Here is a 25,097-nt window from a genome sequence, read left to right as displayed (position 1 = left end):
ATGGCGAACGCCGTACTGCCCACTGTGGCACCGCCGCCGGACATAGCCGGCCCGAAGCCGAAGCGGCGCCCGAAGGCCAAGCTGAAGCGGCAGAACCTGGCCGGCTGGCTGTTCGTCGGCCCGGTCATCCTCGGCGTGCTGTTCTTCCAGCTCGCCCCGGTCGCGGCCAGCCTGGTGGTGTCGCTGACCAACTGGTCCGGGCTGAACAAGCCGAAGTTCCTTGCCTTCGACAACTACAAGGAGCTGTTCACCGCCGACGACACGTTCTGGCCGTCGCTGAAGAACACGGTGATCTTCACCCTGGCGGTGGTGGTGCTGACGATCGGCATCGGGCTCGCGCTGGCCGTGCTCTGCAACCAGAAGGTCAAGGGCATCGGGATTTTCCGGACGCTGTACTACTCGCCGGCCGTCACCAACGTGGTCGCGATCGGGTTCGTCTGGTTCTGGCTGTACGACCCGGACAACGGCCTGTTCAACTCGACCCTGAAGACGGTCGGCATCGACGGGCCGGCCTGGCTGTCCGACACGAAGACAGCGCTGATCGCGGTCATCATCGTGGCGATCTGGCAAGGTGTCGGCTACCCGATGGTGATCCTGCTGGCCGGGCTGCAGAGCATCGACCAGTCGTTGCTCGAGGCAGCGACCGTGGACGGCGCGTCGGCCTGGCGGCGGTTCTGGTCGGTGGTCGTGCCGTTGCTCACCCCGAGCCTGTTCTTCCTCACGATCACGCAGTTCATCACCTCGTTCCAGGTGTTCGGAATCATCTACGTGATGACGTCGGGCGGCCCGAACAACGCCACCTCGGTGTTCATCTTCCACATCTACGAGGCCGCGTTCGGGCACGGCCGGCTCGGGTACGCCTCGGCGATGGGCTGGGTGCTGTTCGTCATCGTCGGCGTCGTCACGGCGGTCCAGTGGCGGCTGGAGAAGCGGTGGGTGCACTATGACAACTGAAGCCATCAGGGTGTACAACCGCCCGCCACGGCACATACCGCGCCGGGTCGTGATCTTCGCGGTGCTGATCGTGCTCGCGGTCGTCTTCGCGATGCCGCTGCTCTGGATGGTCAGCGCGTCGCTGAAACCGGAGAACGAGGTCCTCAAGAGCCCGCCGACGTTCATTCCGTCGACGGCGCAGTGGGCGAACTATTCGCAGGCCGGCCACGGGCTGCTGCCGTTCTTCCTGAACAGCTGCAAGCTGGCCGCGCTGAACGTCGGCTTCCTGCTGGTGTTCGCCTCGCTGGCCGGGTACGGGTTCGCCCGGCTGAACTTCGCCTTCAAGAACCTCGCCTTCGCGCTGCTGCTGTCGACGGCGATGATCCCGAGCATGGTGTACCTCGTCCCGCAGTACATGCTGTTCCGCGAGATGGGGTGGATCGACACCCACTACCCGCTCTGGGTCCCGAACGTGCTCACGCCGGTGTTCGGCACGTTCCTGCTCCGGCAGGCGTTCCGCGGCGTACCGGTCGAACTGGAGGAGGCTGCCAAGCTCGACGGCGCCTCGATCTTCGGCACCTTCTGGCGAATCATGCTGCCGCAGGTGAAACCGGCCCTCGCCGCGGTCGGCGCCCTGACCTTCATGGGCTCGTGGAACGACCTGTTCGGCCCGCTGATCTTCCTCAACTCGACGCGGTTGCAGACCATGCCGATCGCGCTGGCGCTGTTCAAGGGTGAGTACTTCACCCAGACCAACCTGATGATGGCCGCCGCGACGCTGACGATCCTGCCGCCGCTGCTGCTCTTCTTGCTCGCCCAGAAGTACTTCGTCCAGGGCATCACGATGTCCGGCCTGAAAGGATAGCCATGCGGATCACCCGGATCGAGTCCATCATCCTGCTCGACAAGCTGCACATCGTGAAGGTGCACACCGACGAGGGCCTGGTCGGTGTCGGCGAGATCAGCCCGATGAACGCGCACGTCAGCCACAGCGTGGTCGAGCAGGCGATGGCGCCGCTGCTGGTCGGCGAGGAGGCGACCGACATCGAGCGGCTGTGGCGCCGGATGTACACCAAGCCGTACAAGCTCGGCCCCGGCGGCGTCCAGCTGAACGCGATCGCCGGTATCGACATCGCGCTCTGGGACCTGCTCGGCAAGGCCGCCGGGCTGCCCGTGTACAAGCTGCTCGGCGGCAAGTACCGCCCGAGCGCGAAGGTCTACGCGAGCTCGATGGCGCGCACGATGACCCCGCAGGAGGAGGCCGAGCGGGCGAAGTCCTTCCAGGAGAAGGGCTTCCACGGCTACAAGATCCACTCGTCGACGCCGTGGATGCACGACGACGGCTTCGACCAGACCATCGCCACTGTCACCGCGGTCCGGGAACTCGTCGGGGACGATTTCCCGATCCTGGTCGACGTCAACAACGCGTACTACGAACACACGGCCATCAAGATGGCGCACGCGCTCGAGGACCTCGGCGTGTGGCACTTCGAGGAACCACTCGCCGCTCACGACTACGCGGCGTACGGGCGGCTCGCCGACGCGGTCGACATCCCGATCGCCGCGGGCGAGCAGGAGTACAGCATCTGGCAGTTCCGCGACCTGATCCAGACCGGCAGGGTCGACATCCTGCAGCCCGACGTGATCAAGTGCGGCGGCATCACCGAGCTGAAGAAGATCGCCGTCCTCGCGGACACCTACACGAAGCCGATCACGGTGCACAACACCCAGCAGACGATCGGCACCTCGGCGCACGCGCACGTCTGGGTCAGTACGCCGGCCTGCGTGTACCCGCAGGAGTACAACATCGAGCACAACCCGATCCTCGACGACGTACCGATCTGGAAGAACCCGCTCGTCCCGGTGAACGGCGAGATCACGCCGTGGGAGTTGCCCGGTCTGGGCATCGAGCTGGACGAGGACGCGGTGGCCAAGCTCCGCACCAACTGACCAATCCGAGTTTCGACAAGACAGGAACGACCATGACAGAGATCTCTCGCCGGTCGGTGCTCCGGGCGCTCGGCATCACCGGTGGCGCGCTCGCCACCGGACTCCCGCTCGCGGCGTGCGGCGACAACGGCGCCGGTGGCGGTGGGGGCGGCGGCAGCAAGAACGCCTCCTTCATGACCTGGGACACCAACAGCGGTACGCCGCTCTACAACGTCGCGGAGAACTGGGCCAAGGGCGCCGGCAAGACCATCGACATCCAGTCGGTCCCCGGCGACGACTACGACACCAAGCTCCGGACCGTGCTGTCGTCCGGGGCCGCGCCGACGGTCATCCGGATCAACGACGACTACGTCCGCGGCTACTACGCGGAAGGGTCGCTGCTCGACCTCCGTCCGTACCTGGAGAAGGACGGGATCAAGCCGGACGACTATTTCCCGGTCGCGTACAACTTCGCCAAGCAGCCCGACGGCGCCCACGCCGCCTGGCCGATCATGACCAACCCCGGCATCCTGATCTGCAACACCGACGCGTTCGCGGAGGCCGGTGTCGAGCTGCCGCCGAAGGACTGGGCGAACAGCGGCTGGACCTGGGACGACTTCGTCGAGGCCGCGAAGAAGCTGACCAAGCCGAACGGCGAGCGCTGGGGCGCACTGGTCTTCCCGGACACCTCGCTCGAGACCGTCTTCCCGGTCAGCAACGGCGGCGACGGCATCTACTCCAAGGACGCGACCCGGTTCACGCTGGCCGAGCCGCAGGGCGCCGAGGCGATCCAGTGGGTCGCGGACCTGGCGCTGAAGCACAAGGTGCACCCGGACTTCGCCACCGTCACGGCCGGCCGGCAGACCCCGAACTGGGCGCTGTCCCAGCTCGGCACCGGCAAGGTCGCGATGCTGCTCTCGCTCACCAGCGGCGTCCCGTACCTGCGCAAGAACGCCAAGGTGAAGTGGGACATCTTCCCGACCCCGATGAAGGTGAACCGGACCACCGTCAACACGCTCACCGTGCTCGCGGTCCCGAAGGCGTCCAAGGACCCCGACGCGGCGTGGGACTTCCTGAAGTACTGCGCGGGCGCCGACGCGGCCAAGCTGCTGGCCGAGTCGCGCGGGTTCATGCCGGTGGCGAAGAGCTCGGCGTCGCTGTTCGTCGCCGACGACAAGGCCCCGGCGAACCTGGCGATGGTGACCCAGGCGCTCGGCAACGCGGTGAACGAGAACTTCAGCCGCTACATCGAGCGCGCCCGGACGATTTACCGGCCGGTGCTCGACGACGTCTGGAGTGGGAAGAAGAGCGCCGAGGAGGCGCTCGGCAGCGTCAAGCAGAAGGTCGAAGACGTTCTCGCAGGCAAGGGATGACCGCATGAAGATCACTGACATCACCGTCGAGGTGACCTCGGAGCCGAAGGCGCACGCGGTCCGGGACGCGATCCAGCTGCTCGACCGGAACGGGCACGTCCAGGTGCGGATCGACACCGACGAGGGCGTGAGCGGCGTCAGCTCGACGTACTTCGGTCGCGTCGAGAGCTCGCCGGCGGTCCTCGGCAAGCTGATCGAGGAACAGCTGGCGCCGGCGATCATCGGCGAGGACCCCACGCTGATCCGGGGGATCCGGCAGCAGTTGCAGACGCTCACCGACTACCAGGGGACGGCGGGACTGTCGTCGTACGGTATCTCGGCGATCGACCAGGCGTTGTGGGATCTCCTCGGCAAGTCGCTGGGCGTGCCGGTGTGGAAGTTGCTCGGTGCGCAGCGGACCGCGATCCCGTCGTACGCGATGGTCGGCTGGCTCGAACTCGACGTCGCCGGTCTGGAGCGGGTGTCCGCGCAGGCGATGGAGCAGGGTTTCCGGGGCGTGAAGATGAAGGTCGGCGGCGGGCCGCTGACCGACGATGTGCGGCGGATCGAGGCGGTCCGGAACGTGATCGGGCCGGATGCGCCGTTGATGGTCGACGCGAATCAGGCGTTCGGGTACGCCGAGGCGCTGCGGCGCGGCCGGGTGTACGAGGAGCTGGATTGCCGCTGGTTCGAGGAGCCGCTGCCGGCCGGGGACACCGACGCTCATGTCCGGTTGGCGGAGAAGCTGGACATCCCGATCGCGACGGGCGAGAACCGGTACGGGCAGGCTGCGTTCCGGGACCTGATCGCGCGCGGCGGCGTCGGCGTCGTGCAGCCTGATCTGCGGCGGGCCGGTGGGTTGACGGACTGCCTGGAGATCGGGTTGATGGCGGCCGGGTTCGGCGTACCGTACGCGTCGCACGGCGGCGGCGCGCACATTCATGTGCTGGCCGCGCTGCCGAACACGATCTACGTCGAGAGCGGTCTGCTGAATGGCAGCGTCGAGCTGGTCGACGGGTGCTACCCCTTGCCGCAGGGGCCTGGCCTGTCGTCCTGGAATGGCTGAACTCAGCCGTGGGAGCGAAGGCCGATGGTCAGTAGCAGGTTCGCGTACAGCCGCTCTTCGCCGGTGGCGATCACCAGACCGACATCGGGAGAGCGGACTATGTCGTAGAAGTCGAATCGGTCGACCTGCTCCATCGGCAGGTCGCTGCCGAGCAATTTGCGGTACTCCTCCTGCACGGATGCGTCCACTCCTTCAGCGGGGCGCATCACGATGGCGCTCTCGAAGTTCACCGCGGTTTGGATCAGCGGCAGTACGTCGGTCACCGTCAGCACGCCGGGTGCGAGATTGAGATGCACGAGGCGGGCCGCCGGATTGATCATCGTCAGGTACGGATAGTTGCCGTCCGCAAGAAGGATGCGTGAACCGTGCCCGGCAACAGCGAGCGCCTCGAGGAGCGGCGGGTGGATGAGCTCGTGGTTGAGCATGATGACCTTCTCTTCCTGATCAGCGGTCGTCTTGGGCGCGGGGTGATCCGTAGCCGTTCCAGCCCGGGATCGTGCCGTCGACGTCCCAGAGGTCCAGCCACGACTCCGATCCCTCCCAGAGGAACACCTGTCCCTTGATGAGGCGGTTGTTGCGTTCGACTCCGCGCATGTCCTCGATCTCGGCAGGTGTCAGCGGGTCGGACAGGACGGCGGCGATGTTCGCGGCGTACTGCTCCGGCTTGACGGAGAACGGGATGGGGATCTGACCGCGCGCGACGGCCCACTTCAGGCAGATGAGGGCCGGATGCGCTCCATGGTCGCGCGCGATGCGCCGGACGATGGGGTGATCCACGTCGACCAGATCGTCTTCGCTGCGGTCGCGCTCGGGACGCGAGGGCGAGCCCAAGGGGGAGTAGCCGATCGGTTGGACGGCGTGGTCCACGGCGTACCGGAACAACTCCGGCTGCTGAAAGCACGGGTGGAGCTCCATCTCGATGAGAGCGGGAGCGATTCGAGAGTCCCGGAGGATGAGCTCGAGTTTCGGGATCGTCACGTTCGACGTGCCCAGGTGGCGCACCAGGCCTGCGTCGACGAGGTTCTCGAGAGCGCGCCACATCTCCATGTACCGCTCGTGCACGTACGGCGTGGCCAGCGGGTCGCGCATCTCGGCCTCCGCGTGCGGCGGGTGATGGTTGGGGAAGGGCCAATGTACGAATACGGCGTCGAGGTACTCGAGTCGAAGCTGTCGCAAGGACTCGTGGACTGAGCCCACTGCATCTGCGGGGGCGTGCGCATCGTTCCAGACCTTCGACATGACGAAGAGGTCCTCGCGAGGTGCGACTTCCGCGATGGCATTTTCCAGGACGACGCCGATCTCCGACTCGTTGCCGTAGACGGCAGCGCAGTCGATGAGGCGGTAGCCGCTGCGGACCGCCCCCGCGACCGCGGCGGCAATCTCGTCCGCGGAGTAGCGGTCGGAGCCGAAGGTGCCCATTCCGATCGGGGGGACAGGTGCTCCGGATGCGAGGACCCGCGAGGGCAGCAAACCCGGATCGACCTCGGTCGGCACGAACGTCATGGCGTGACTTCTCCCAGTAGAAGGTTGTCCCCGAAATCGCGCGCAAGGTGTACGTCGCGGCGCACGTCGTCGAGGTAGAACGGGTAGCCGAAGATTCGGTCGACGCGTGCCATCTGGTACGGCCGATAATGCTGACTCCAGAAGAAGCCGAGCGCCGTCCAGTGTTCGACTGCCTCGTCGAGCAGTTCGGCCGCCCGCACGGCATGCTCCGGCTCACCGCGCTCCTCGGCACGGGCGAGTTCCAACGCTGCCTCGATCTTCGCGGCGTAGTACCTGCCCAGCGCGGCCGTGGCCCGGAGGTCGAGGATGGCGCAGGTGGCGAGCGGTTCTCGCCATACCGGGGTGCGGTCCTGTGCCGCCGCTGCGAATTCTTCGGCCGCGCGTGACTCCTCGGTCAGTAGCGCGATCACGTCGAGGGGAGTCTCAGCAGACGTTCCGCCGTGTCGTTCGGCCCTCGCGAACTCGCGGATACCGATCGTCCCGGCGCCGGGCATGGGAGAGCTGTCGAGGAAGTCGAGGACGGTCCGGAGCCCGTGGTCGCGCGTCAGGCATCCTTCTGGATGCCACTGGAAGTCGAGGTCCCGCCAACACAGTCGATTGACCGCGGGGATGATTCTCGAGGCGTGCCGGAGCCCTTCGTACAGGTTCGAGGCGTCGTCGCCGTAGTCGATTCGCGCCAAGCGTTCGAAGACATCCGAAGCGGTGTCAGGATCGTAGGCGAGCCGGCCCCACAGCTGGAACTGCAGTCGGTGCCGTTCGAAATCCCAGCGCCAGGCCTTGTGGCCGTGGTCGACATGCTGGAAGTCACGGGCCCACAGATACCCGTCCGCGCCCCAGTAGAAGCCATGGACGTAGCTCTTCTCGACGATCCCGCGGACATACTCCCGGACGTATTCCACGTCACCCCAGCGGTGCGTGTGGACATCGTCGTTCCGCACGGTGAAGAGGAGCTGTGTCTCCTCGAGATCCACCCCGTCCCACGCGTGGAGCAGATCCTCGAAGGCAGGACGGGGATGTGAGTAGCAGTGCGCGATCGAGTACTTCCAGCTGATGTAGAAGCGACTCGGGTCGATCCTCGGCTTCGCCACGGCGATGATGTCGGCGGTGCTTTGCATGTTGGTGCGGTTCAGGAACTTCACCCGCCGCCCGGACCGCTCGATTCCCCGGAGGTAGGTGTCGACCACCCACTGCTCCTTCTCGCTGCCCGTCCCGCTCATGGCTTCGCTACCACTGGTGCCGATGCCGTCCAGTTCGGGATAGGTGATGAGCAGGCGATAGATCATCTCCTCGTAGTAGGCGGATACCTGTGGGGCGCGTTGCCTGGCGCGCGCAGCGTCCCAGCGATTGATGGTCTCGGTGCCTTCACTGCTGTTCGCCAGGGCGGCCGGCAGGCCGAGACCGCGAGCCACCGGTTCGGGCAGGTAGATGTTCCAGGTGAACAGATAGATGTCGATACCGCGATCTCGGGCGTGGCCGAACAACGCGTGGAAGAACCTCTCGTGGTCGGCGATTTCCGCGTCGGTGAATGGGTTCGCGTCGCGGAACTCGGGAGAGCTCACCATCAGATGGAACGGGTGGAGCGACCACAGGCTCAGGCAGTTGTAGCGATTGCGGGCGAGCTCGTCGATGTAGTCGCGCCAGAATTCCAGATCGAAACAGGTCTCCAGGTTCTCCTTGAACGGATCGCCGTTGGAGTAGGGCTCGTAGGGCAGGTTGAACTTGACGCCGCGGACCGCGAGCGATGGCGATTTCGTCACCTCGAGTCCCTCGTCGGCCCAGCTCTCCGCCCGGACGAGGTCGGCGACCTCGAGGCAGCCGTACAGGAGGCCGCGGGGATGGGCGGCTTCGATGACGACCCGGCCTCCGGCGCCGGCGATGGTGAAGGACTCGTCCGGGTACGTCGGGCCCGGCCGGCCGTCGGCGCCGGCAATGAACGCGTCGACCTCGTTGGCCGATCCGCCTGCTCGTACGACGATGACCGGCGTGACACGTGGGTCGTCGCGGAGCTCCGGCGAAGGACCGACGACGTCGAGACCGACTGCCTCGAGAGCCTGGCGGATCTCTGCGAGACCGAAGTCGACAAGGGGCGACCGCACTTCGCTGACGAGATACACGGTGTTCATCGGCCCCCCAGTCCGCTCAGCCGCACGCCCTCGACGAATGTCCGTTGTGCGAGGAAGAAGACGATGAGGATCGGGAGCAGGGAGATGATCCCGACCGCCATCATCAGGTTGTACTGCGTCTCGTACTGGCCTTTGAACAGGCTGAGGCCGAGGGCGAGGGTGAAGTTGTTCTGCGTGCGGAGGTAGATGAGCGGTGTGAGGAAGTTGTTCCAGTTGCCGACGAAGCTGAAGATGGCGACGGCCGCGATCGCGGGTTTGGACATCGGCAGGAAGATCGACCAGAGGGTGCGAAGGTGACCGGCGCCGTCGATGCTGGCAGCGTCGGTGATCTCTTGCGGGATGGACCGGAAGAACTGGCGGAGCAGGAAGATGAAGAAGGCGTAGCCGAACCAGGCCGGCAGGAACAGCGGCCAGTAGGTGTTCACCATGTTGAGCTTGCTGAACATGATGAACGTCGGCACCAGCGTCACCTCGGCGGGGATCGCCATCGTTGCGACCATGAGGGCGAACATCGCGGATCGGGTGCGCGCCCGCAGGCGGGCGAAGGCGTACGCGGGTAGCACGCACGACACCAGGTTCCCGATCACCGACAGGCCGGTGATGATGATCGAGTTGAAGAGGAACGTGGTGAACGGAAGCGAGGTCCATGCGGTCGGATAGTTGTCGAAGCGCGGCGTCGCGGGCAGCAGCTTGGGCGGGTAGGCGAGGACTTCCTGTGAAGTTTTCAGGGAGGTTGTCAGCATCCAGAGGAACGGGATGACGAAGACCGCGGTTCCGGCGATCAGCAGGATGTAGGTGCTGGTCTTCTGGATTCGCGCGACGGAGGTCATGGTGGGGCTCCGATCCATGGTCGGGTCAGGCGTCGTAGTGCACCCAGCGGCGAGCGAGCACGAACTGCAGGGCGGTCGCAATGCCGATGAGGGCGAACATCGCCCACGACAGGGCGGCCGCATAGCCCATGTCGAAGTACTCGAACGCCTGACGGTAGATGTAGAGCCCGAGCATCAGAGTCGCGTTGTTCGGTCCGCCCTCGGTCATGACCAGGACCAGCGTGTAGGCCTGCAAGCTGGCGATGAGACTCGTGACGACGTTGAAGAAGATGACCGGCGACATCATCGGAACGGTGACGTTCCAGAACCGGTTCCACCATCCGGCGCCGTCGATGCGGGCAGCTTCGTAGAGCGTGGGGGAGATGCCTTGCAGACCGGCCAGGTAGATCACGATGGTGTTGCCCGCGCCCCACACCGACATGAGGATGAGACCCGGGATGGCCCAGTGCTCGTCCACCAGCCAGCCCGGTCCCTTTATGCCGAAGAACCTCAGGAAGCTGTTGATGAGGCCGGAGTCCGGTTGCAGGATGTTGACCCACAGGATGGCTGTGGCGACGCCGGCCACGACAGAAGGCAGATAGAAGACAGTGCGGAAGAAGCCGAGGCCGCGCACCTTCTGGTTGAGCAGCATCGCGAGCAGGAAGCTCGTGACGACTCCGAGGCAGACTGAGCCCGCGCCGAAGTAGACCGTGTTGGCGATCGACTTGTAGAAGAGGGGGTCTGCGAACATCTTGCGGTAGTTCGCCAGGCCCGCCCAGCTGGGCGTCGAGAGCAGGGACCAGTGGGCGAAGCTCAACAGGAGCGCGGCAACGACCGGGCCGCCACCGAACAGGATGAAGCCGACGATCCACGGAGACGCGAGACCGTAGAACGCTCGCGCCTCGCGGCGCGCCAGTTTGGTGGTGCGCCGTCGAGTCCGCCACGTCCTCGTCTCGAGTGCGGGTGCAGCCTGTGCCATGCCGATTCTCGTCTCAGCCTGCGACGTTCTTCTTCAGGAGCGGCTGGATCGTCGTCGCGATCTTCTTGCAGGCGTCCGAGACGCCGATCGACTTTCCCATCACCTGATCCCAGATCGGGGTCGCCGCATTGGTGATCTGCGGCGTCGCCGGACCGAACACGACGCCCTTGCTGGTCGCATAGGTGTTGAGCGCGCGGTAGATGGCGTCGGCGCCCTCCGGCGCAGCTTCCGACTTGAGATAGGCCGGCCATGCCGACTTCCTCGTCATGTTGCCCTTGCCCGTGCTGGCGAACATGAACACCTGACCCGAGGTCGAGAGGTACTCGTTGAGGTAGATCCAGGCCGCGTCCCTGTTCCCACTCTTGGTGGTGATCGAGTAGGCGCTGCCGACAGCGGCCGTGGAGTGGCCCTTCGGTCCGGCCGGCCAGTCCGCGATGCCCCACTCGAAGGTCGCCTGCTCGCGCAGTGACGGGGCTCCCCAGGAACCGTCCACCTTCATGGCGGCCCGGCCGAGGGTGAAGGCGTCGGCCTGCGACAACCCCTGCAACTCCGACGGAGAGGGGAACACACCCTTCTGCAGGTACATGTCCACCCACCACTCCACTGCGGCGATCGACTCGGGCTGGTCCAGGAGGACCTGCGACTCATCGTCGCTCAGATAGTGGCCGCCGAGTGGAGACAGGCGTACCGGGTCCCAGAACGTGTCGGCGGGCGTCACCGGCAGGGACAGGCCGAAGATCTTGGAGCCGCCCTGGCCGCTGGTCGTCGCAAGGACCGCGTTGCGCAGGTCGTCCAACTTCCACTTCGCACTCGGCAGGTCGACGCCCGCCTTCGAGAAAATGCTCTTGTTGTAGTAGATCATCACGGGTCCGCAGTCGTACGGCACCGAATACTGCTTTCCGTCGCGCTTGTAATACCCGGTCGAGACGTCGGCGAAGTCCGAGGGATTGAAGCCGGGCTCAGCGGAGATGTAGTCGTTGAGCGCCAGGAACGCGCCCGAACCGATGAAGTTCTGCGCGAAGCCGAACCCGTTGTACATGACGTCCGGCAGGCTGCCGCCCGCGGCCTGGCTCGAGTACTTCTTCAAGTAGTCGGCCGAACTGTCGCCGGCGTTCTCGGCCACGATCTTGATGTTCGGATGACGCTTCTGGAAGAAGTAGTCGAACTGCTGCTGACGGACGAAGTCCGCCGGCGACCACGAATGCGCCACCGTGATGGTCACCGAGGACTTCGGGTCGGCGACGGCCGACTTGCCCCAATCGAAGCTGTCGTTGAGCTTCTGGGCGCCTGCGCCCGGGTAGAGCTTGGACTCGACCAACGAGGTCGTGGTCGGGCTCGACGACGAACACGATGCGAGGGCGCTCGCCCCGGTGGCCGCGAACGCGGTCGCACCCGCCGCCCGCAAGAACGTGCGGCGGCTCCATCCCGCTCCCGCAGGAATGCTTGGTACTTGCATCACTCCTCCTCAATGACCTGATGTGCGGATCTTCAGTTCCGGGCCGCGTACGTCGAGAAGCGCGGTCCGGCCGAGCGCACGGACGGCATAAAGCCGGCCGGGCTCCGCGGGAAATGCAGCATGTATGCCGGCGTCCGCCTCGGGGACGAGGTCGGTGGGTGTCCACTCGTCAGGGCGTTCCATCGTGTCCATACCGGTGATGTCTTGGTACTCCGCTCCGAGCAGCACGGACTCCGATGACCCGCGGGCCAGAACCGCCACCCCGACCGAGACCGTCGAGCTGACCTCGTCCCACGAGGCGTCCACCGTGGCGATCCGGGTCGGTTCGGCGGCCGCTTCCACATTGGTCAGCTTGATGACGACCGGGTTGGGCCACTTCTTGTCGTTGTACAGCCGCTGGGCGTTGAGAGCCGAGACGACGAGACCGGCCTCGGTCTGCTCCCAGCGCGGCGTCGCGTCGAGCTCCGGCCGGTACTCCATCAGCTGTCCGCTCTGGCCCAGGATGGACACCTCGGTGAGCTCGGTCGCCTTGATCGATCGGAGTACGAACTCCCGCCGCTCGCCCCACTTCCAACGCTCACCGGTGATGACGACGTACACGGTCTTGGCGTCCTTCGATGCCGTGAACCAGAGCTCGCCCTCATTCGTGACGACCCAGGGGCGGGTGGCGTAGATCGCCTCCCGGTTGACGAACATCCACAGTCCGAGCTCCTGGAGCCGTGCCTCCTGCTCGACCGGAATCGTTCCGTCCGGTTTCGGGCCGATGTTGAGCAACAGGTTGCCGCCCTTGGCCCGGGTCTCGATCAGGATCTCGATCAAGCGGGTCCCGGACTTGTAGGTCTCGTTCGTCGGTTTGTAGGTCCACTGCGTGCCCATGGTGAGGTTGGATTCCCAGGCACCGTCGATCGGCTGGCCCGGAATGTACTGCTCGGGGGTGGGCAGCGCGCCGCGCGTCACCACGACACCTGGGTCCGTCTCCCACGCGTGTTCGCGCAGTCCTTCGGCCTCGCCGTCGAAGAAGACCAGATCGACCGGGCCGAATTCGGTAAGCAGTTCCGTGATCTGGGCCTTTGCCAGCTCCATCAGCCCGGGATTCGCGGCCGGCTGCACGCTCGGAATCGACCGCTGGATCGGTACGCCGTTCTCCCAGAGCCAAGCGAAGTCGTCGGGGGAGAAGTAGACGCCGGCGGCGATGTCGTGCTCCCGGAACGCATTGAGGATCTCCGCGGTCGTGTCCCTACCGAACGGGGTGTTGCCCACATGGCGCTCGGTCGTGGCCGTGCGGAACATGCAGAACCCGTTGTGATGCTTGGTGGTGAACACGACGTACCGGATCCCCGCGAGGTCGGCGAGCTCGGCCCACTCGGTGGGGTCGAAGCGTCGCGGCCGGAAGCGCCGAGGGAGCTCGTCGTAGTACCGCTCGACGAAATCCTGGGACGCGCCGACGAGCGGATGGCTCACGTCCGAGCCGAGCTGCGTATCGACGCTCCAGTGGATGAACAACCCCAGCCCGAGGTCGCGGAACCACTCGAGGCGATCAGCGGCATTGCCCTCGGCACTGGCATTCGCCACGGGATTGGACTCGATCAACACCAGGCAACTCCTCATCGAATCTGTCGTGCGCGACTGCATATCCGACTCACTAGTCAACTTGTCAGGCAAGTTAGCACGTAACGTTTCGCCCTGTCTACGATCAGATCTCCGCGGGATTTCAGGGCGGATGGTCGCGTCATGTGCTTACTTGGAGCCGACGAGACGATACGATTCGTTCTCCTGATCGACAGCGCGCGCGGGTGAGAGGAGGGCGATGGCCACCTACAAGGACATCCAGCGCGAGACGGGTCTGTCGCTTGCCACCATCTCGAAGTACTTCAACGGCCGAACCGTGCTCGAGGCGAATCGCGTTGCGATCGAGGCTGCCGCCGCCGCGCTCGGCTTCCGCCCCAATGCGATGGCTCGGGGTCTACGGTCGAGGCGATCGGGAACCATCGGCGTCGTCCTGCCGGCGCTCAACAATGATTTCCATCTGACGATCATCGCCGGAGTCGAAGCTGCCCTCAGATCCGCAGGCATCAACGTCATCGTTGCCGCCAGCCCGTCGGGCCGAGAGGACACGGTGGGACTGCTGCTGAGCCAGATGGTCGACGGCATCATTGCCGTGCCGTCCGCTCACGACATCGAGCCCCTCCGCACGGCGATGCAGCGGGTGCCGGTGGTGCTCATCGACTGGGCGGCGGACGAACTCCAGACCGATGGGGTCTTCCTCGACAATGCCGGTGCGGGCGCGATGGCTGCTCGCCTCCTGGTGGATCACGGGCATCGGCGCATCGCGATCGTGACCGGGCATCCCTCGGTCTCCACCATGCGCCTGCGGGCATCGGGCTTCACCGAGCGGCTCGCGGAGGCCGGCGTCCCCATGTCCCCGGAGTACGAGGCGCGCGGTCCACTGGTCGTCCGTACCGGACATGACTCGATCAGTGGTTTCCTTGCCATGCGCAACCGGCCCACCGCAATCTTCTGCGCCAACTACGAGCTCACGCTCGGTGCCCTGATCGCGATCAACGAGTCGGGCCTTCGGCTGGGACGCGACATCTCGCTCGTGGGCTTCGACGGCGCGGAGCTCGCTCAGGCCACGGTGCCGCGCCTCACCGTCATCGCCCAGCCCACCGAGGACATCGCGACGAGCGCTGCCGATCTGCTGCGTCGACGGCTCGATGGCTCCGGGCCGCCTCTGCCGCGGTCGCCCGTGGTGCGCTTTCTCCCCGCCCAACTCGTACCAGGCGGCTCGGTCGAACGACTGGACGACTGAGTGCGACCTGGGCGGTCAGGTGCCGATCGGGCGGGTGCGGTGTTTCCAGAACGGTGCTCTGACCTCGCGGCGGAGGAGTTTTCCGGTGCTGTTCTTGGGGAGCGTGTCGACGAACAGGACCGAGGTCGGCTTCTTGTAGTCGGCGAGGCGGGCGCGGCAGGTCGTGATGACGTCGGCCTCGGTCAGGTGCAGGCCGGGTCTGAGGGTGACTACCGCGGTGACGGTTTCTCCCCAGCGGTCGTGGGGTGTCCCAACGACCACGACCTCGTCGACCTGGGGCAAGGTCTGAATGACTCGCTCGACCTCGGCTGGGTAGACGGTGAACCCGCCCGAGACGATCACGTCGCGTTTGCGGTCCACGATGGAGAGGTAACCGTCGGCGTCGCGGTAGCCGATGTCGCCGGTGCGGAGCCACCCGTCGTCGGTGATGATCTCGGCGGTGGCGGCAGGCTGTTCCCAGTAGCCGACCATGACTGTGTCGCTGCGGACCTGGATCTCGCCCGGCTCGCCGATGACCGCAGGAGTGCCCCCGTCGGTCAGGATACGGACGTCGACGAAGGGAGTCGGTCGTCCCGCGGACGCCAGTCGTTCGGCGTTGCGGTGGGCAACCGGTGTCAGCGCGGTGATCGGCACCAGGGCCTCGCTGAGTCCGTACAGCTGGACGAGCACATCGCCGAAGACCATCCGAGCCCGGGTCAGCAGCGCGGGGGAGACGGCTGAGCCGCCGTACGGTATGGCGCGCAGTGAGGACAGGTCGAACGTGCCGCGCTCGGCTTCGTCGGTCAGGGCGGCGAGCATCGTGGGTACGAGTGGCAGGACGGTCACGTGATGGTGCTCGACCGCTTTCAGTACCGCGCCGGGGTTGAAGCGACGCAGCATCGTCGTCGTCGCGCCACGCGCGGCGCAGGCGGTGCCGATGGATCCGCTGAGGTGGCTCATCGGCCCGGCGTGCAGTACGACGTCCCCGCTGCCGATCGGTGGGAGCTCGGCGAGCACGCCGGTCACCATCGCGAGCCAGTTCCGGTTGCTGAGTGCGGCACCCTTGGGACGTCCGGTTGTCCCGGAGGTGTATAGCAGGACCGCGAGGTCGTCCTCGGTGGGCCAGTTCGCCGGCGGATCAGCCGGTCCGGATTCGACAAGTGCCTGGTAGTCGTCGCCGACTGCGAGGACTATTGGTGCGTCCGGTCCCGCAAGCTTCTGGGACAGTGTCTTCGCGTCGCTCGTACCAGCGAAGACGACCTTCGCCGAGCAATCCGTGACGATGTCGGCGACCTCGTCGACATGGAGACGTGCGGCGAGTGCGGTGCGCACGAAGCCGAACAGGAAGGTCGCCTGTTCGATCTCGAGAAACTCCGGGCGGTTCTCCATCCAGATCGCGACGCGGTCACCGCGCTCGAGGCCCAGCTGCTTCAAGGCGTTACCCAGTCGGCAGACCTGCCGTTGGAGTTCGGCGAAGGTTAGTCGCCCGCTCGGATCGTCGTACGCCGTCACTGTCGGATGATTCGCGTAGCTTCGGGCCATCAGCGCGGCCATGCTGTGGTGCTTGCTCATCACTGACCGATGAACTTCGGTTCGCGCTTCTCGATGAATGCCGCGATACCTTCGGCGCCGTCGCGGCTTCGGTACAGCTCGGAGAGCGCCTGCTGCTCCAGGCCGAGGCCGACCTCGAGCGGTACGTCGGCGCCCAGGTCGACGATCCGCTTGGCCGCACGCACGGCCAGTGGCGCGTTCGCGGCGATCGTCTGGGCGAGTTCCATGACTGTCGGCATCAACTCGTCCGGAGGGCAGACATCAGACACGACTCCGCGCCGCCGCAATTCCTCAGGGCGGTAGAACCGGCCGGTGACGGTGGCTTCCTTGGCGAACCGAGTTCCCGCGGCGCGGGCGAGCCGCTGGGTGCCGCCGCCGCCCGGGATGAGACCGAGCTTCACCTCGGGCAATCCGAACTTGGCTCGTTCCGAGGCCAGAATCAGGTCGCAGCACAAGGCCAGCTCCATGCCTCCGCCGAGGGCGTAGCCGTTGACTGCCGCGATCGTGAACTGAGGCAGCCGTTCCAGAGCCGAGAAGGTACGTCGGCTCAACCGCTGGTAGTCGTCGAATGCGTCAGGGGCGACGCGGTCGTACTCACCGATGTCGGCGCCGGCGACGAACCCGCGACCGGTCCCGGTGAGGACAAGCACCCGAACCTCAGGATCGCGGTGCAGCTGATCGAGGTATTCACCCAGCCTCTCCACCAGGCTGCGCGACAAGGCGCCGAGGGCTTCCTCGCGGTCGATTCGCAGTACACCGACCGCGCCGTCACGCTCCTCCACGAGATGGTCGTGCAGCCTCATCATGCACTCACCTCGCGGAGCGCGTGCAGTTCGTCGGCGCTCAGGACCTCGGCCAGGATTTCGTCGTTGTGCTCGCCGACCGCCGGGGGACGGAGCCGCTGGCGCCACGGCGTCTCGGAAAGGGTGATCGGGCAACCAATCAGCTGCAGCGGCGTACCAGAGGCATGCATCACGTCCACGAGCAGCGGTGATCCGTCGGCTACGAGTTCCTCGTAGGCCTCTTTCATCGTCCGTACCGGTGCCGCCCAGAAGCCGGCGTCAAGCAGGGCGTCGAGTAGCTCCGTCGACTTGCGCTGCGCCGCGAGCTCGTCGATGCGTCGCTTCGCGGTGTCGCGATCGAGCCACGGGTCGAGTTCAGCGAGCTCCGGATCGGCGAAGACGTCTGCGATGACGTCCAGTGGCCCCATGGCAACGGCCAGCCAGCCGTCGATGGTGCGGTAGATGCCGAAGGGCGCGGAGAGCCAGGGCTGGGCGATACCGGCCTCGGAGCGGGGGAACTCGAGGTCGTGGTTGACCATCGCGGAGATCTCCTGCGTCAGGATCGCCATGGTGGCGTGGTAGAGATCCACCTCGACGCGCTGTCCGATGCCGAAGCGCTCACGGGCCAGGAGCGCGGCGAGGATGCCGTTCGCCAGGGTGAGTGCACCGGTTGCGTCGCAGAGCGAGGTCCCCGCAGCCGTCGGTGGGTCGCCGGCCGTTCCGGTGTTGAAGGCGAGCCCGGTGGCCGCCTGGATCAACAGGTCCTGGCCCGGCCGGTTCTCACGCGCGTACTTCGTGTCCTGACCCCATCCCGACCCGGAGCAGTAGATGATGTCGTCGCGGACCGCGCGGAAATCGTCGTACCCCAGGCCGAGCCGGTCCATGACTCCCGGGCGGAAGTTCTCGACGACGACATCGCAGGTGGCGGCCAGGCGCAGCAGGGCGTCTCGTGCGGCCGGCGCCTTCAGATCGAGGGCGACCGATCGCTTGTTGCGGTTCATGGCGACGAACGCCGCGGAGTCGCCGGCCAGCAGTTCGCCGGCGTACGTGAGTCCGCGCTCCCACTCACCTGTCCCTGGGCGTTCGACCTTGATGACGTCGGCGCCGAGGTCGCCGAGCAGTTGAGTCGCGAACGGACCGAGCATCATCTGGGTGAAGTCGAGGACGCGAATGCCCTCGAGTGCACTGGGCGTCGGCTGGCGGTCCGGCGTCATGTGGGCTCCTTGTCGCGGGCCTTGTCCAAGGCGTGGATCAGATCGGCGTGGATCGCGGAAGCGGACTCGCCTCGGCGCAGTGCTTCGGCGAGCCGGATGCCGGCGGCCTCTTGATAGGCAGGCCACCAGGCGGCGCGAGGGCGGAGGTACGACGATTCGATCGTCGCGCGGGTGCCGGAGAAGAAGCCGCCGACCACCTCGTCGGCGGCCGGGTCGAGCCAGACCGATCGACTCGCCGGCTGACCATCGTTGCCCAGCACAACCGTTCCCTGGACGTCGGCGCCGGCCATCCAGGCGGCGAAGGCAGCGGCTTCGTCGGGGTGCTTGCCGGCGGCGCTGACCGCGAGTCCGGCGCCGCCGAGCACGGCTGCGGGGCGTTCGCCGACGGACGGCGGTTGGCAGAATCGCAACCGACGGCCGCGTGTCTCCGGGCGTTGGTAGTTGGTGTAGCCGAAGAGCAGGGGAGCGTACACAGGCGCGTCGGAGGACTCCGAGGACATCAGGTCCAGCAGCCCGGGCGGGTTCAGCCGAAAGGAGCGTTGGTCCACGAGCCGAACCAGCTCCACCAGGATGTCGACGGCTTCCTCGGCCCACAGCTCATCGGAAGCAGACAGTTCGGCCGAGATCGACAGCAGCGAGAGGATGGCGTCCGACGGATACAGCGGAAGCGCCACCGAGCCCGGGACTCCGCGCGCCAGGGTCAGAACGTCGTCCCATCGATGAGGTACGTCGCGGCCGTCGAGCCGGCTGTCATCGACAACTGCGACCTGACACGCGGCATCGACGGCGATCGCCCATTGGTTCCCGTCCCAGCTGTACGAGTCGTGGCTGCCACCGATCGAGTCCGCACGCAGTGTCTCCAGAACCGATGCGTCGAGCAAACGGTCGAGGGGGAGGAGCGCGGCTTCTCGGGCGACCGTGCCCACCATCGGGTGATCGATGAACAGCAGATCCGCGTCGCGGGCGATGTCGCTGATCGGCTGGTCATTGAAGGCGGCCAGCGGGCGCGCCGTGACGGTGATCGTCGTGCCGTGCTGTCGTTCCCAGACAGCGGCGGCCGCCCGGACGGGATTGACACAGCGAGGATGGTCCCAGCACAGGATGCGCAGCGCCATCAAGTGGCCCGCCCGGACGGGCCGAGAATGCTCAGGCCGCCGTCGACGCGCAAGCAGGTCCCGGTGACGAACGACGAGTCGTCGGAGACGAGGAACGCCGCCGCGCTCGCGACCTCGTCGGACTCACCGAAACGGTGCAGCGCGTGGGCCGAGTTCCAGTCCTCGATCAGTGCTTGCGGATCCGGTGCGGTGCGGAAGATCTCCTCGTTCATCGGCGTCATGATCGTGCCCGGCGCCAGACAGTTGACCCTGATCTTCTCGGCGCCGTACTCCACGGCGGCCTGCTGGGTCAGCGCGACGATCGCGCCCTTGGTGGCCGCGTAGCCCGCCCAGCCGGGGAACCCGACGAGTGCCTGGGCGCTCGCCATGTTGACGATCGAGCCGCCTCCTGCCGACCGCAGGTGCGGTACGGCGTACCGCATGCCGGCCCAGACGCCCTTCAGGTTGACCGCCAGCACGCGGTCCCAGTCGTCCTCGGAGATGTCCTCGACACTGCCGGGAATGGCGACTCCGGCGTTGTTCACGATCGTGGTGAGCCGGCCGAAGCGGTCCGCCGCGTCGTTCACGAATTCCTCGACCTGGGCGGTCGCGGAGACGTCGACCTGGCCCGAGAACGCTTCGGATCCCTGGTCGCGGAGCTGTCGCGCGACGCGCTCGGCGGCGTCACCGTCAATATCTGCGACGGCGACCTGAGCGCCGTCGGCGGCCAGCCGGGCGGCGACCGCCGCACCGATGCCGGCGCCGCCGCCGGTGACGACACAGCTCTTGCCGGTAAGTCTGTTCACGCGGGTTCCTGTTCACCTACTGTGGAGAAACGATTTCCTAATCGTTGTCGGCAGTGCATTGGAGTGTCAAGTGGATCGAGCGGATCTAGAATCCCGATCTCACACCCGGGGCGAGGAGCGGTGATGGCGACCATCAAGGATGTTGCGACACGCGCTGGGGTCGCGCCGTCGATCGTGTCCCGGCTGCTCAACAACGACCCGACCCTCCGGCTGCGTCCGGAGACCAGGGACCGGGTCGAGGCCGCCGTACGGGCTCTCGACTACACCCCGAACCGGGCGGCGCGGGCGCTGCGCGGTGCGCGCGCCGGAGCGGTCGGCGTCGCTCTGCCGCATCTGACCAGCCCGGTCTACGCGCAGATCCTGAGCGGCGCGGAGGCGGAGGCCCGGCGCTCCGACTTCCTGCTGGTGACCGTCGAGGTCGAGGCGCTCGCCGCGGATCCGGCCGGATTCCAGCGCTTCGTGCGTGGGGGAGCGATCGACGGACTGCTGCTGCAGCGTGACGGCGTACCGGCCGACGAGGTGGTGATCGAGAACCTTCGCGCCCTGGGGCTGCCGTTCGTCATCGTGAACGAACGGGTGGCCGCGCCGCTGGCGGGCGTCGCGCTCGACGACCGTCAGGGCTCCGCGCTCGCAACCGGGCACCTCCTGGCGCTCGGGCATCGGGAGATCGCGCACCTGGCCGTCGGCGGAAGCACCAATCGGTCCCACGACCGCCTGGAGGGGTGGCGGGAGGCGATGGACACCGCCGGCCTGCCGGCTCGGCCGGACCTGGTCGCGGACGGGGGGAGCACACCGGAGACCGGGTACGCCGGCATGATGAAGCTGCTCGCGCAGAAGACGCGTCCGACCGCGGTGGTCGTCGGAACGCTGCTGTCGGCGATCGGCGCGCTCTCCGCCCTCCGCGACGCCGGTCTCCGGGTTCCCGAGGACATGTCGCTGGTCGGTCACCATGACGCGTGGCCCGCGCAGTACTCGAGTCCGCCGCTGACCACCGTGTCCCTTCCGCTGGAAGAACTCGGCCGCCGAGCCGTCCGGCTGCTGATCGATCAGCTGGGTGACGCGGAGCCGCGCCAGGAACTCCTGCAGTCACCCGCGCCGGTCATCGTGCGGCGAAGTACCACCTGCCCGCCGCGCGCCAGCTGACCGACCGACCCCTTGACAGCTCTGTGGCCTGCGTGCAGGATTCCGGAGAATCGTTTCTCCGATCGCCGGTCTGCGGTCGTTCGATCTCATTCGGGAGGCTCGCTTGGCTGCACCGACCGCCACGTTGCCGGCCGCACGGCCTACGGCGTGGAAGCGTCTGCTCCAGCACCTGCGCTCGGACTACCTGCTGTACCTGATGGTCGTTCCGGGGCTGCTGTACTTCTGCGTCTTCCGCTATGCCCCGATGTACGGCGCGCTCATCGCGTTCAAGAGCTACCGCGTCCTGGACGGGATCACCGGAAGCCCCTGGGTCGGCTGGCACAACTTCGCGCAGATCTTCAGCAGCCCGTACTTCGGCAACATCCTCACGAACACGGTCCTGATCAGCGTCTACAAGATCATCGTCGGTACGCCGGCCGCGGTCGCACTCGCGCTGCTGCTGCACGAGGTCCGCGTCCGGTGGTTCAAGCGCGCCGTGCAGACCATCACGTACCTTCCGCACTTCCTCTCGTGGATCGTGGTGTTCGGTATCGCGCTGGTCGTCCTGTCGCCGTCCAGCGGCCTGGCGAACAAGGGACTCGAGGCGTTCGGTGTCAGCCCGATCGAGTTCCTCTCCGACCCGACGTGGTTCCGCAGCGTGCTCGTCGGTTCGGACGTGTGGAAGAACATCGGCTGGAACGCCATCGTCTATCTCGCGGCACTCGCGGCGATCTCGCCGACGCTGTACGAGGCCGCCGCGGTCGATCAGGCATCGCGCTTCCGCCGCGTCTGGCACATTTCGCTGCCGGGGATCCTGCCGGTCATCGTCCTGGTGACGACGCTGAACATCGGCCAGCTGCTGAGCGCCGGATTCGAGCAGATCTTCGTGTTCTACAACCCCGCGGTCTATTCGGTCGGCGACATCATCGACACCTGGGTCTACCGGCAGGGCATCCAGGGCTTCCAGTACTCGGTCGCAGCCGCGGTCGGGCTCTTCAAGGGACTCGTGGGGTGCGTCTTGCTGCTGGCCGCGAACTGGGCCGCCAAGCGCTGGGCGAAGTCGGGACTGTGGTGAGGACGATGGCTACCCAATGGCAGGAACGAATCGACTCGATCGTGAAGCCCGTCCGCGTCAAGAGAGTGCGGGACGGCAGGTTCTGGGACATCGGTGTGTGGACGGTGCTGGCTCTCGTCACCCTGGTGACGTTGGCGCCGCTCTGGTACGTCCTCGTCATCTCGGTCACGCCGACCGACCTGTGGGCCCGGACCAACGGATCGCTGTTCCCCACCAACATCACCTTCGCCGCGTACCAGCAGCTGCTCGAGAACGGCCGGCTGTTCCGCGCGATGGGGGTGAGCGTCTACGTGACGGTGGTCGGTACGGCGCTCAGCCTGGTGGCCACGACCCTGATGGCGTACCCGCTGGCGCGGAAGCGGTTCAAGTTACGGCGGCCGATCCTGCTGGTCGTCCTGTTCACCATGTTGTTCAACGGTGGCCTCATCCCGACGTACCTGATCGTGCGGGACCTCCACCTCCTGGACAGCTACTGGTCGTTGATGCTGCCCAACCTGGTGAGTGCCTTCAATCTCCTGGTGATGAAGGCGTTCTTCCAGTCGCTGCCGGACGAGATCGAAGAGGCCGCCCGCATCGACGGAGCATCCGAGTGGCAGATCCTGTGGCGGATCGTGCTGCCGTTGTCCAAGCCGATCATCGCGACGATCGGCCTGTTCTACGCCGTCGCCGAATGGAACAGCTTCTTCGACGCGGTGCTCTACATGTCCGACGCGGACAAGCAACCGCTGCAAGTGGTCCTTCGCTCGATTCTGACCTCGGGCAACCTCTCTGCGTACGCCGACGTGACCGCGGCGGACACCCCGCCGCAGCAGTCGTTGCAGATGGCGGCCGTCGTCATCACGACCATCCCCGTTCTGCTGGTCTACCCGTTCCTCCAGCGCTACTTCACCGCCGGCGTCCTGCTCGGATCGGTCAAGGATTAGTTCAAAGGAGACCAAACACCATGCGCTCATTCAAGCCCGTTGCCGCCGGCGCCGTGGCGACCGTCCTGCTGGTCACGGCCTGCAGCGGCGGTGGCGGCAGTTCCGGTGACGCCGACTCGTCGACCATCGAGCTCTTCGCTTCGGTGGCGACTCCCGTTGCCGGGCCACCTGGTGACGACTATTTCTGGAAGAAGCTCGTCAAGGACGCGACCGGCGTCGACGTGAAGCTGAACTTCGTGACCGAAGGAAGTCAGTACACGCCGAAGCTGCAGGCGCGAGCGGCGGCGAACGACCTCCCGGATCTGTTCTACTCCGATGCGACGACGCAGAGTCAGTTGAGTTCCCAGGGTCTGGCTGGTGACTGGACGCCGTTGCTCGACAAGATGCCGACCTGGGTCAAGGAGCACGAGGTCGATCGGTTCAAGCCGGTCGGGACCTTCGACGGCAAGCTGACGGGACTCACGGGCCGCACCGGGTATCCGTACAAGCCGGTCGTGGTCATCCGTAAGGACTGGCTGCAGAAACTCCATCTCAGCGAGCCCAAGACGCTCGATCAGTACCTCGAGGTCATGAAGGCCTTCACCGAGCGCGACCCGGACGGTAACGGCAAGAAGGACACGTACGGCTGGACCGGGGCGATCAAGGCGGACGGCAGTCTCTTCGGCTTCGACCCGATCTTCGGTGCCTTCGACGCGCTCGGTGTGTGGCAGCAGAGCGGTGATTCGGTCGATTTCGTCGGGACGTCCGACAAGTACCGCGACGCCTTGGCGTTCATCGACAAGATGAACAAGGCGGGTGTCATCGACCCGGACTGGAAGGCGCAGAAGCCGGAAGACACCGCCGTCAAGTACCAGTCCGGCAAGGTCGGCCTCATGCAGAACGACTGGTGTGCCGCACTCTGCGCCGGGAACTACTCGCTGTTCCACAAGGGCAACCCCAAGGGAGCGGTCGAGATCATCGATCCGCCGACCGGGCCGAGCGGTGCCAGCGGCTCGGGCACCTATTCGGCGGCGGGCATGATGCTCGGCATCTCCCAGAAGGCCATCGACGCCGGCAAGGGGGAGAAGATCGCCAAGGTACTCGACTGGATGGCCGGCCCCGGCTACATCCCGACCGTGTTCGGTGAGGAAGGCGCGACCAAGGGGTACGTCAAGGACGCCAGCGGGAAGATTCGCCTGAACAACGCCAATACCGATTACGCCAGCAACCTGCAGCTTGTTGCCGTGGGCATCAAGGGCACCACGGACGAACTCAAGAGCCGGTACGGCGGCGCCTCGACGACGCAGGGCGATGGTTCCAGCTGGTCCGCCAACGAGTGGCTCGACAAGATGTCGAAGTACCCGAAGAAGGACATCACCAGCTTCGCGGCACTGCCACCGCCGCCGGTCGAGAGCGGTGCGGACCTGACCAGAGTTATCAACGAGGGTGCGTTCAAGTTCGCCAGTGGCACGCAGCCGTTGTCCGGCTGGGCCGACTACGTCGCCAGCGTCAAGAAGACCGGACTCGACACCTGGACGCAGAACGCGCAAAGCCGGCTGAAGGAAGTCGGCCCCGTCCGCTAGATCAGCGGACTCAACGACAGGAGATGCACC

General features: G+C 66.2%; 22 protein-coding genes. 10 read left to right on the top strand and 12 right to left on the bottom strand.

Annotated elements, in window-relative coordinates; genetic code table 11:
* Genes ACLJOO_RS34510 through ACLJOO_RS34490 form a run of 5 tightly spaced genes read left to right on the top strand, consistent with a single transcriptional unit; the run spans position 1 to position 5,280 of the window.
* Positions 1-954, top strand: a complete 954-nt coding sequence (locus ACLJOO_RS34510; protein ID WP_410791860.1) for a carbohydrate ABC transporter permease — start codon at positions 1-3, stop codon at positions 952-954.
* The gene (locus ACLJOO_RS34505; RefSeq protein ID WP_410791859.1) at positions 944-1,798 is read left to right on the top strand and encodes a carbohydrate ABC transporter permease; all 855 of its coding nucleotides are present in this window, start codon (positions 944-946) and stop codon (positions 1,796-1,798) included. The genes ACLJOO_RS34510 and ACLJOO_RS34505 overlap by 11 nt, the downstream gene beginning before the upstream one ends.
* 2 nt (positions 1,799-1,800) lie before the next feature.
* A complete protein-coding gene (locus tag ACLJOO_RS34500) occupies positions 1,801-2,883 on the top strand; it encodes a mandelate racemase/muconate lactonizing enzyme family protein (protein WP_410791858.1) in 1,083 nt (360 codons plus the stop codon).
* A gap of 32 nt (positions 2,884-2,915) precedes the next feature.
* Positions 2,916-4,235, top strand: a complete 1,320-nt coding sequence (locus tag ACLJOO_RS34495) for an ABC transporter substrate-binding protein (RefSeq protein WP_410791857.1) — start codon at positions 2,916-2,918, stop codon at positions 4,233-4,235.
* A gap of 4 nt (positions 4,236-4,239) precedes the next feature.
* Positions 4,240-5,280 carry a mandelate racemase/muconate lactonizing enzyme family protein gene (locus tag ACLJOO_RS34490; protein WP_410791856.1) on the top strand — a complete coding sequence of 347 codons (1,041 nt, stop codon included), beginning with the start codon at positions 4,240-4,242 and terminating at the stop codon, positions 5,278-5,280.
* A 2-nt stretch (positions 5,281-5,282) separates the two neighbouring features.
* On the opposite strand, the gene ACLJOO_RS34485 is transcribed toward ACLJOO_RS34490, so the two are convergent.
* From ACLJOO_RS34485 to ACLJOO_RS34455, 7 genes are read right to left on the bottom strand one after another with little or no spacing between them, the layout of a single operon-like run.
* Positions 5,283-5,705, bottom strand: coding sequence for an RbsD/FucU family protein (locus tag ACLJOO_RS34485; protein ID WP_410791855.1), 423 nt, complete (start codon positions 5,703-5,705; stop codon positions 5,283-5,285).
* Between the two features lie 19 nt (positions 5,706-5,724).
* Positions 5,725-6,783, bottom strand: a complete 1,059-nt coding sequence (locus ACLJOO_RS34480; protein WP_410791854.1) for an aldo/keto reductase — start codon at positions 6,781-6,783, stop codon at positions 5,725-5,727.
* Positions 6,780-8,906 (bottom strand): hypothetical protein, encoded by a 2,127-nt coding sequence (locus tag ACLJOO_RS34475; RefSeq protein WP_410791853.1) that lies wholly within the window; start codon positions 8,904-8,906, stop codon positions 6,780-6,782. The genes ACLJOO_RS34480 and ACLJOO_RS34475 overlap by 4 nt, the downstream gene beginning before the upstream one ends.
* Positions 8,903-9,736, bottom strand: coding sequence for a carbohydrate ABC transporter permease (locus tag ACLJOO_RS34470; RefSeq protein WP_410791852.1), 834 nt, complete (start codon positions 9,734-9,736; stop codon positions 8,903-8,905). The genes ACLJOO_RS34475 and ACLJOO_RS34470 overlap by 4 nt, the downstream gene beginning before the upstream one ends.
* 25 nt (positions 9,737-9,761) lie before the next feature.
* Positions 9,762-10,694: a carbohydrate ABC transporter permease gene (locus tag ACLJOO_RS34465; protein ID WP_410791851.1), complete on the bottom strand. Its 933-nt coding sequence runs from the start codon at positions 10,692-10,694 to the stop codon at positions 9,762-9,764.
* Positions 10,695-10,707: 13 nt separating this feature from the next.
* Positions 10,708-12,150: an ABC transporter substrate-binding protein gene (locus ACLJOO_RS34460; protein WP_410791850.1), complete on the bottom strand. Its 1,443-nt coding sequence runs from the start codon at positions 12,148-12,150 to the stop codon at positions 10,708-10,710.
* Between the two features lie 9 nt (positions 12,151-12,159).
* Entirely contained in the window at positions 12,160-13,743 is a 1,584-nt protein-coding gene (locus tag ACLJOO_RS34455) for an alpha-L-fucosidase (RefSeq protein ID WP_410791849.1), read from the bottom strand.
* 214 nt (positions 13,744-13,957) lie between these two features.
* Between ACLJOO_RS34455 and ACLJOO_RS34450 the strand changes: the two genes are divergently transcribed.
* Positions 13,958-14,959 (top strand): LacI family DNA-binding transcriptional regulator, encoded by a 1,002-nt coding sequence (locus tag ACLJOO_RS34450; RefSeq protein ID WP_410791848.1) that lies wholly within the window; start codon positions 13,958-13,960, stop codon positions 14,957-14,959.
* 15 nt (positions 14,960-14,974) lie between these two features.
* Here ACLJOO_RS34450 and ACLJOO_RS34445 read toward each other — a convergent pair whose 3' ends face one another.
* From ACLJOO_RS34445 to ACLJOO_RS34425, 5 genes are read right to left on the bottom strand one after another with little or no spacing between them, the layout of a single operon-like run.
* Entirely contained in the window at positions 14,975-16,510 is a 1,536-nt protein-coding gene (locus tag ACLJOO_RS34445) for a class I adenylate-forming enzyme family protein (RefSeq protein ID WP_410791847.1), read from the bottom strand.
* Positions 16,510-17,295 (bottom strand): enoyl-CoA hydratase/isomerase family protein, encoded by a 786-nt coding sequence (locus ACLJOO_RS34440; RefSeq protein WP_410791846.1) that lies wholly within the window; start codon positions 17,293-17,295, stop codon positions 16,510-16,512. The genes ACLJOO_RS34445 and ACLJOO_RS34440 overlap by 1 nt, the downstream gene beginning before the upstream one ends.
* Positions 17,292-18,485, bottom strand: coding sequence for a CaiB/BaiF CoA transferase family protein (locus tag ACLJOO_RS34435; protein ID WP_410791845.1), 1,194 nt, complete (start codon positions 18,483-18,485; stop codon positions 17,292-17,294). Before ACLJOO_RS34435 ends, ACLJOO_RS34440 begins: the two co-directional genes overlap by 4 nt.
* Positions 18,482-19,600: an extracellular solute-binding protein gene (locus ACLJOO_RS34430; RefSeq protein ID WP_410791844.1), complete on the bottom strand. Its 1,119-nt coding sequence runs from the start codon at positions 19,598-19,600 to the stop codon at positions 18,482-18,484. Before ACLJOO_RS34430 ends, ACLJOO_RS34435 begins: the two co-directional genes overlap by 4 nt.
* On the bottom strand, positions 19,600-20,385 hold the full coding sequence (locus ACLJOO_RS34425; protein ID WP_410791843.1) for an SDR family NAD(P)-dependent oxidoreductase: 786 nt from the start codon (positions 20,383-20,385) through the stop codon (positions 19,600-19,602). The genes ACLJOO_RS34430 and ACLJOO_RS34425 overlap by 1 nt, the downstream gene beginning before the upstream one ends.
* A gap of 123 nt (positions 20,386-20,508) precedes the next feature.
* Between ACLJOO_RS34425 and ACLJOO_RS34420 the strand changes: the two genes are divergently transcribed.
* The 4 genes from ACLJOO_RS34420 to ACLJOO_RS34405 all read left to right on the top strand — a co-directional run bounded on the left by ACLJOO_RS34420 (position 20,509) and on the right by ACLJOO_RS34405 (position 25,067).
* The gene (locus ACLJOO_RS34420) at positions 20,509-21,528 is read left to right on the top strand and encodes a LacI family DNA-binding transcriptional regulator (RefSeq protein ID WP_410791842.1); all 1,020 of its coding nucleotides are present in this window, start codon (positions 20,509-20,511) and stop codon (positions 21,526-21,528) included.
* A gap of 103 nt (positions 21,529-21,631) precedes the next feature.
* Positions 21,632-22,582, top strand: coding sequence for an ABC transporter permease (locus ACLJOO_RS34415; protein ID WP_410791841.1), 951 nt, complete (start codon positions 21,632-21,634; stop codon positions 22,580-22,582).
* Between the two features lie 5 nt (positions 22,583-22,587).
* Positions 22,588-23,505: a carbohydrate ABC transporter permease gene (locus tag ACLJOO_RS34410; protein ID WP_410791840.1), complete on the top strand. Its 918-nt coding sequence runs from the start codon at positions 22,588-22,590 to the stop codon at positions 23,503-23,505.
* Between the two features lie 20 nt (positions 23,506-23,525).
* Positions 23,526-25,067, top strand: a complete 1,542-nt coding sequence (locus ACLJOO_RS34405) for an extracellular solute-binding protein (protein WP_410791839.1) — start codon at positions 23,526-23,528, stop codon at positions 25,065-25,067.
* The last annotated feature ends 30 nt before the right edge of the window (positions 25,068-25,097 follow it).

It is taken from the genome of Kribbella sp. C-35 (assembly GCF_046549195.1).
Lineage (GTDB): Bacteria > Actinomycetota > Actinomycetes > Propionibacteriales > Kribbellaceae > Kribbella.
This window is presented reverse-complemented; position numbering and strand designations above follow the sequence as displayed.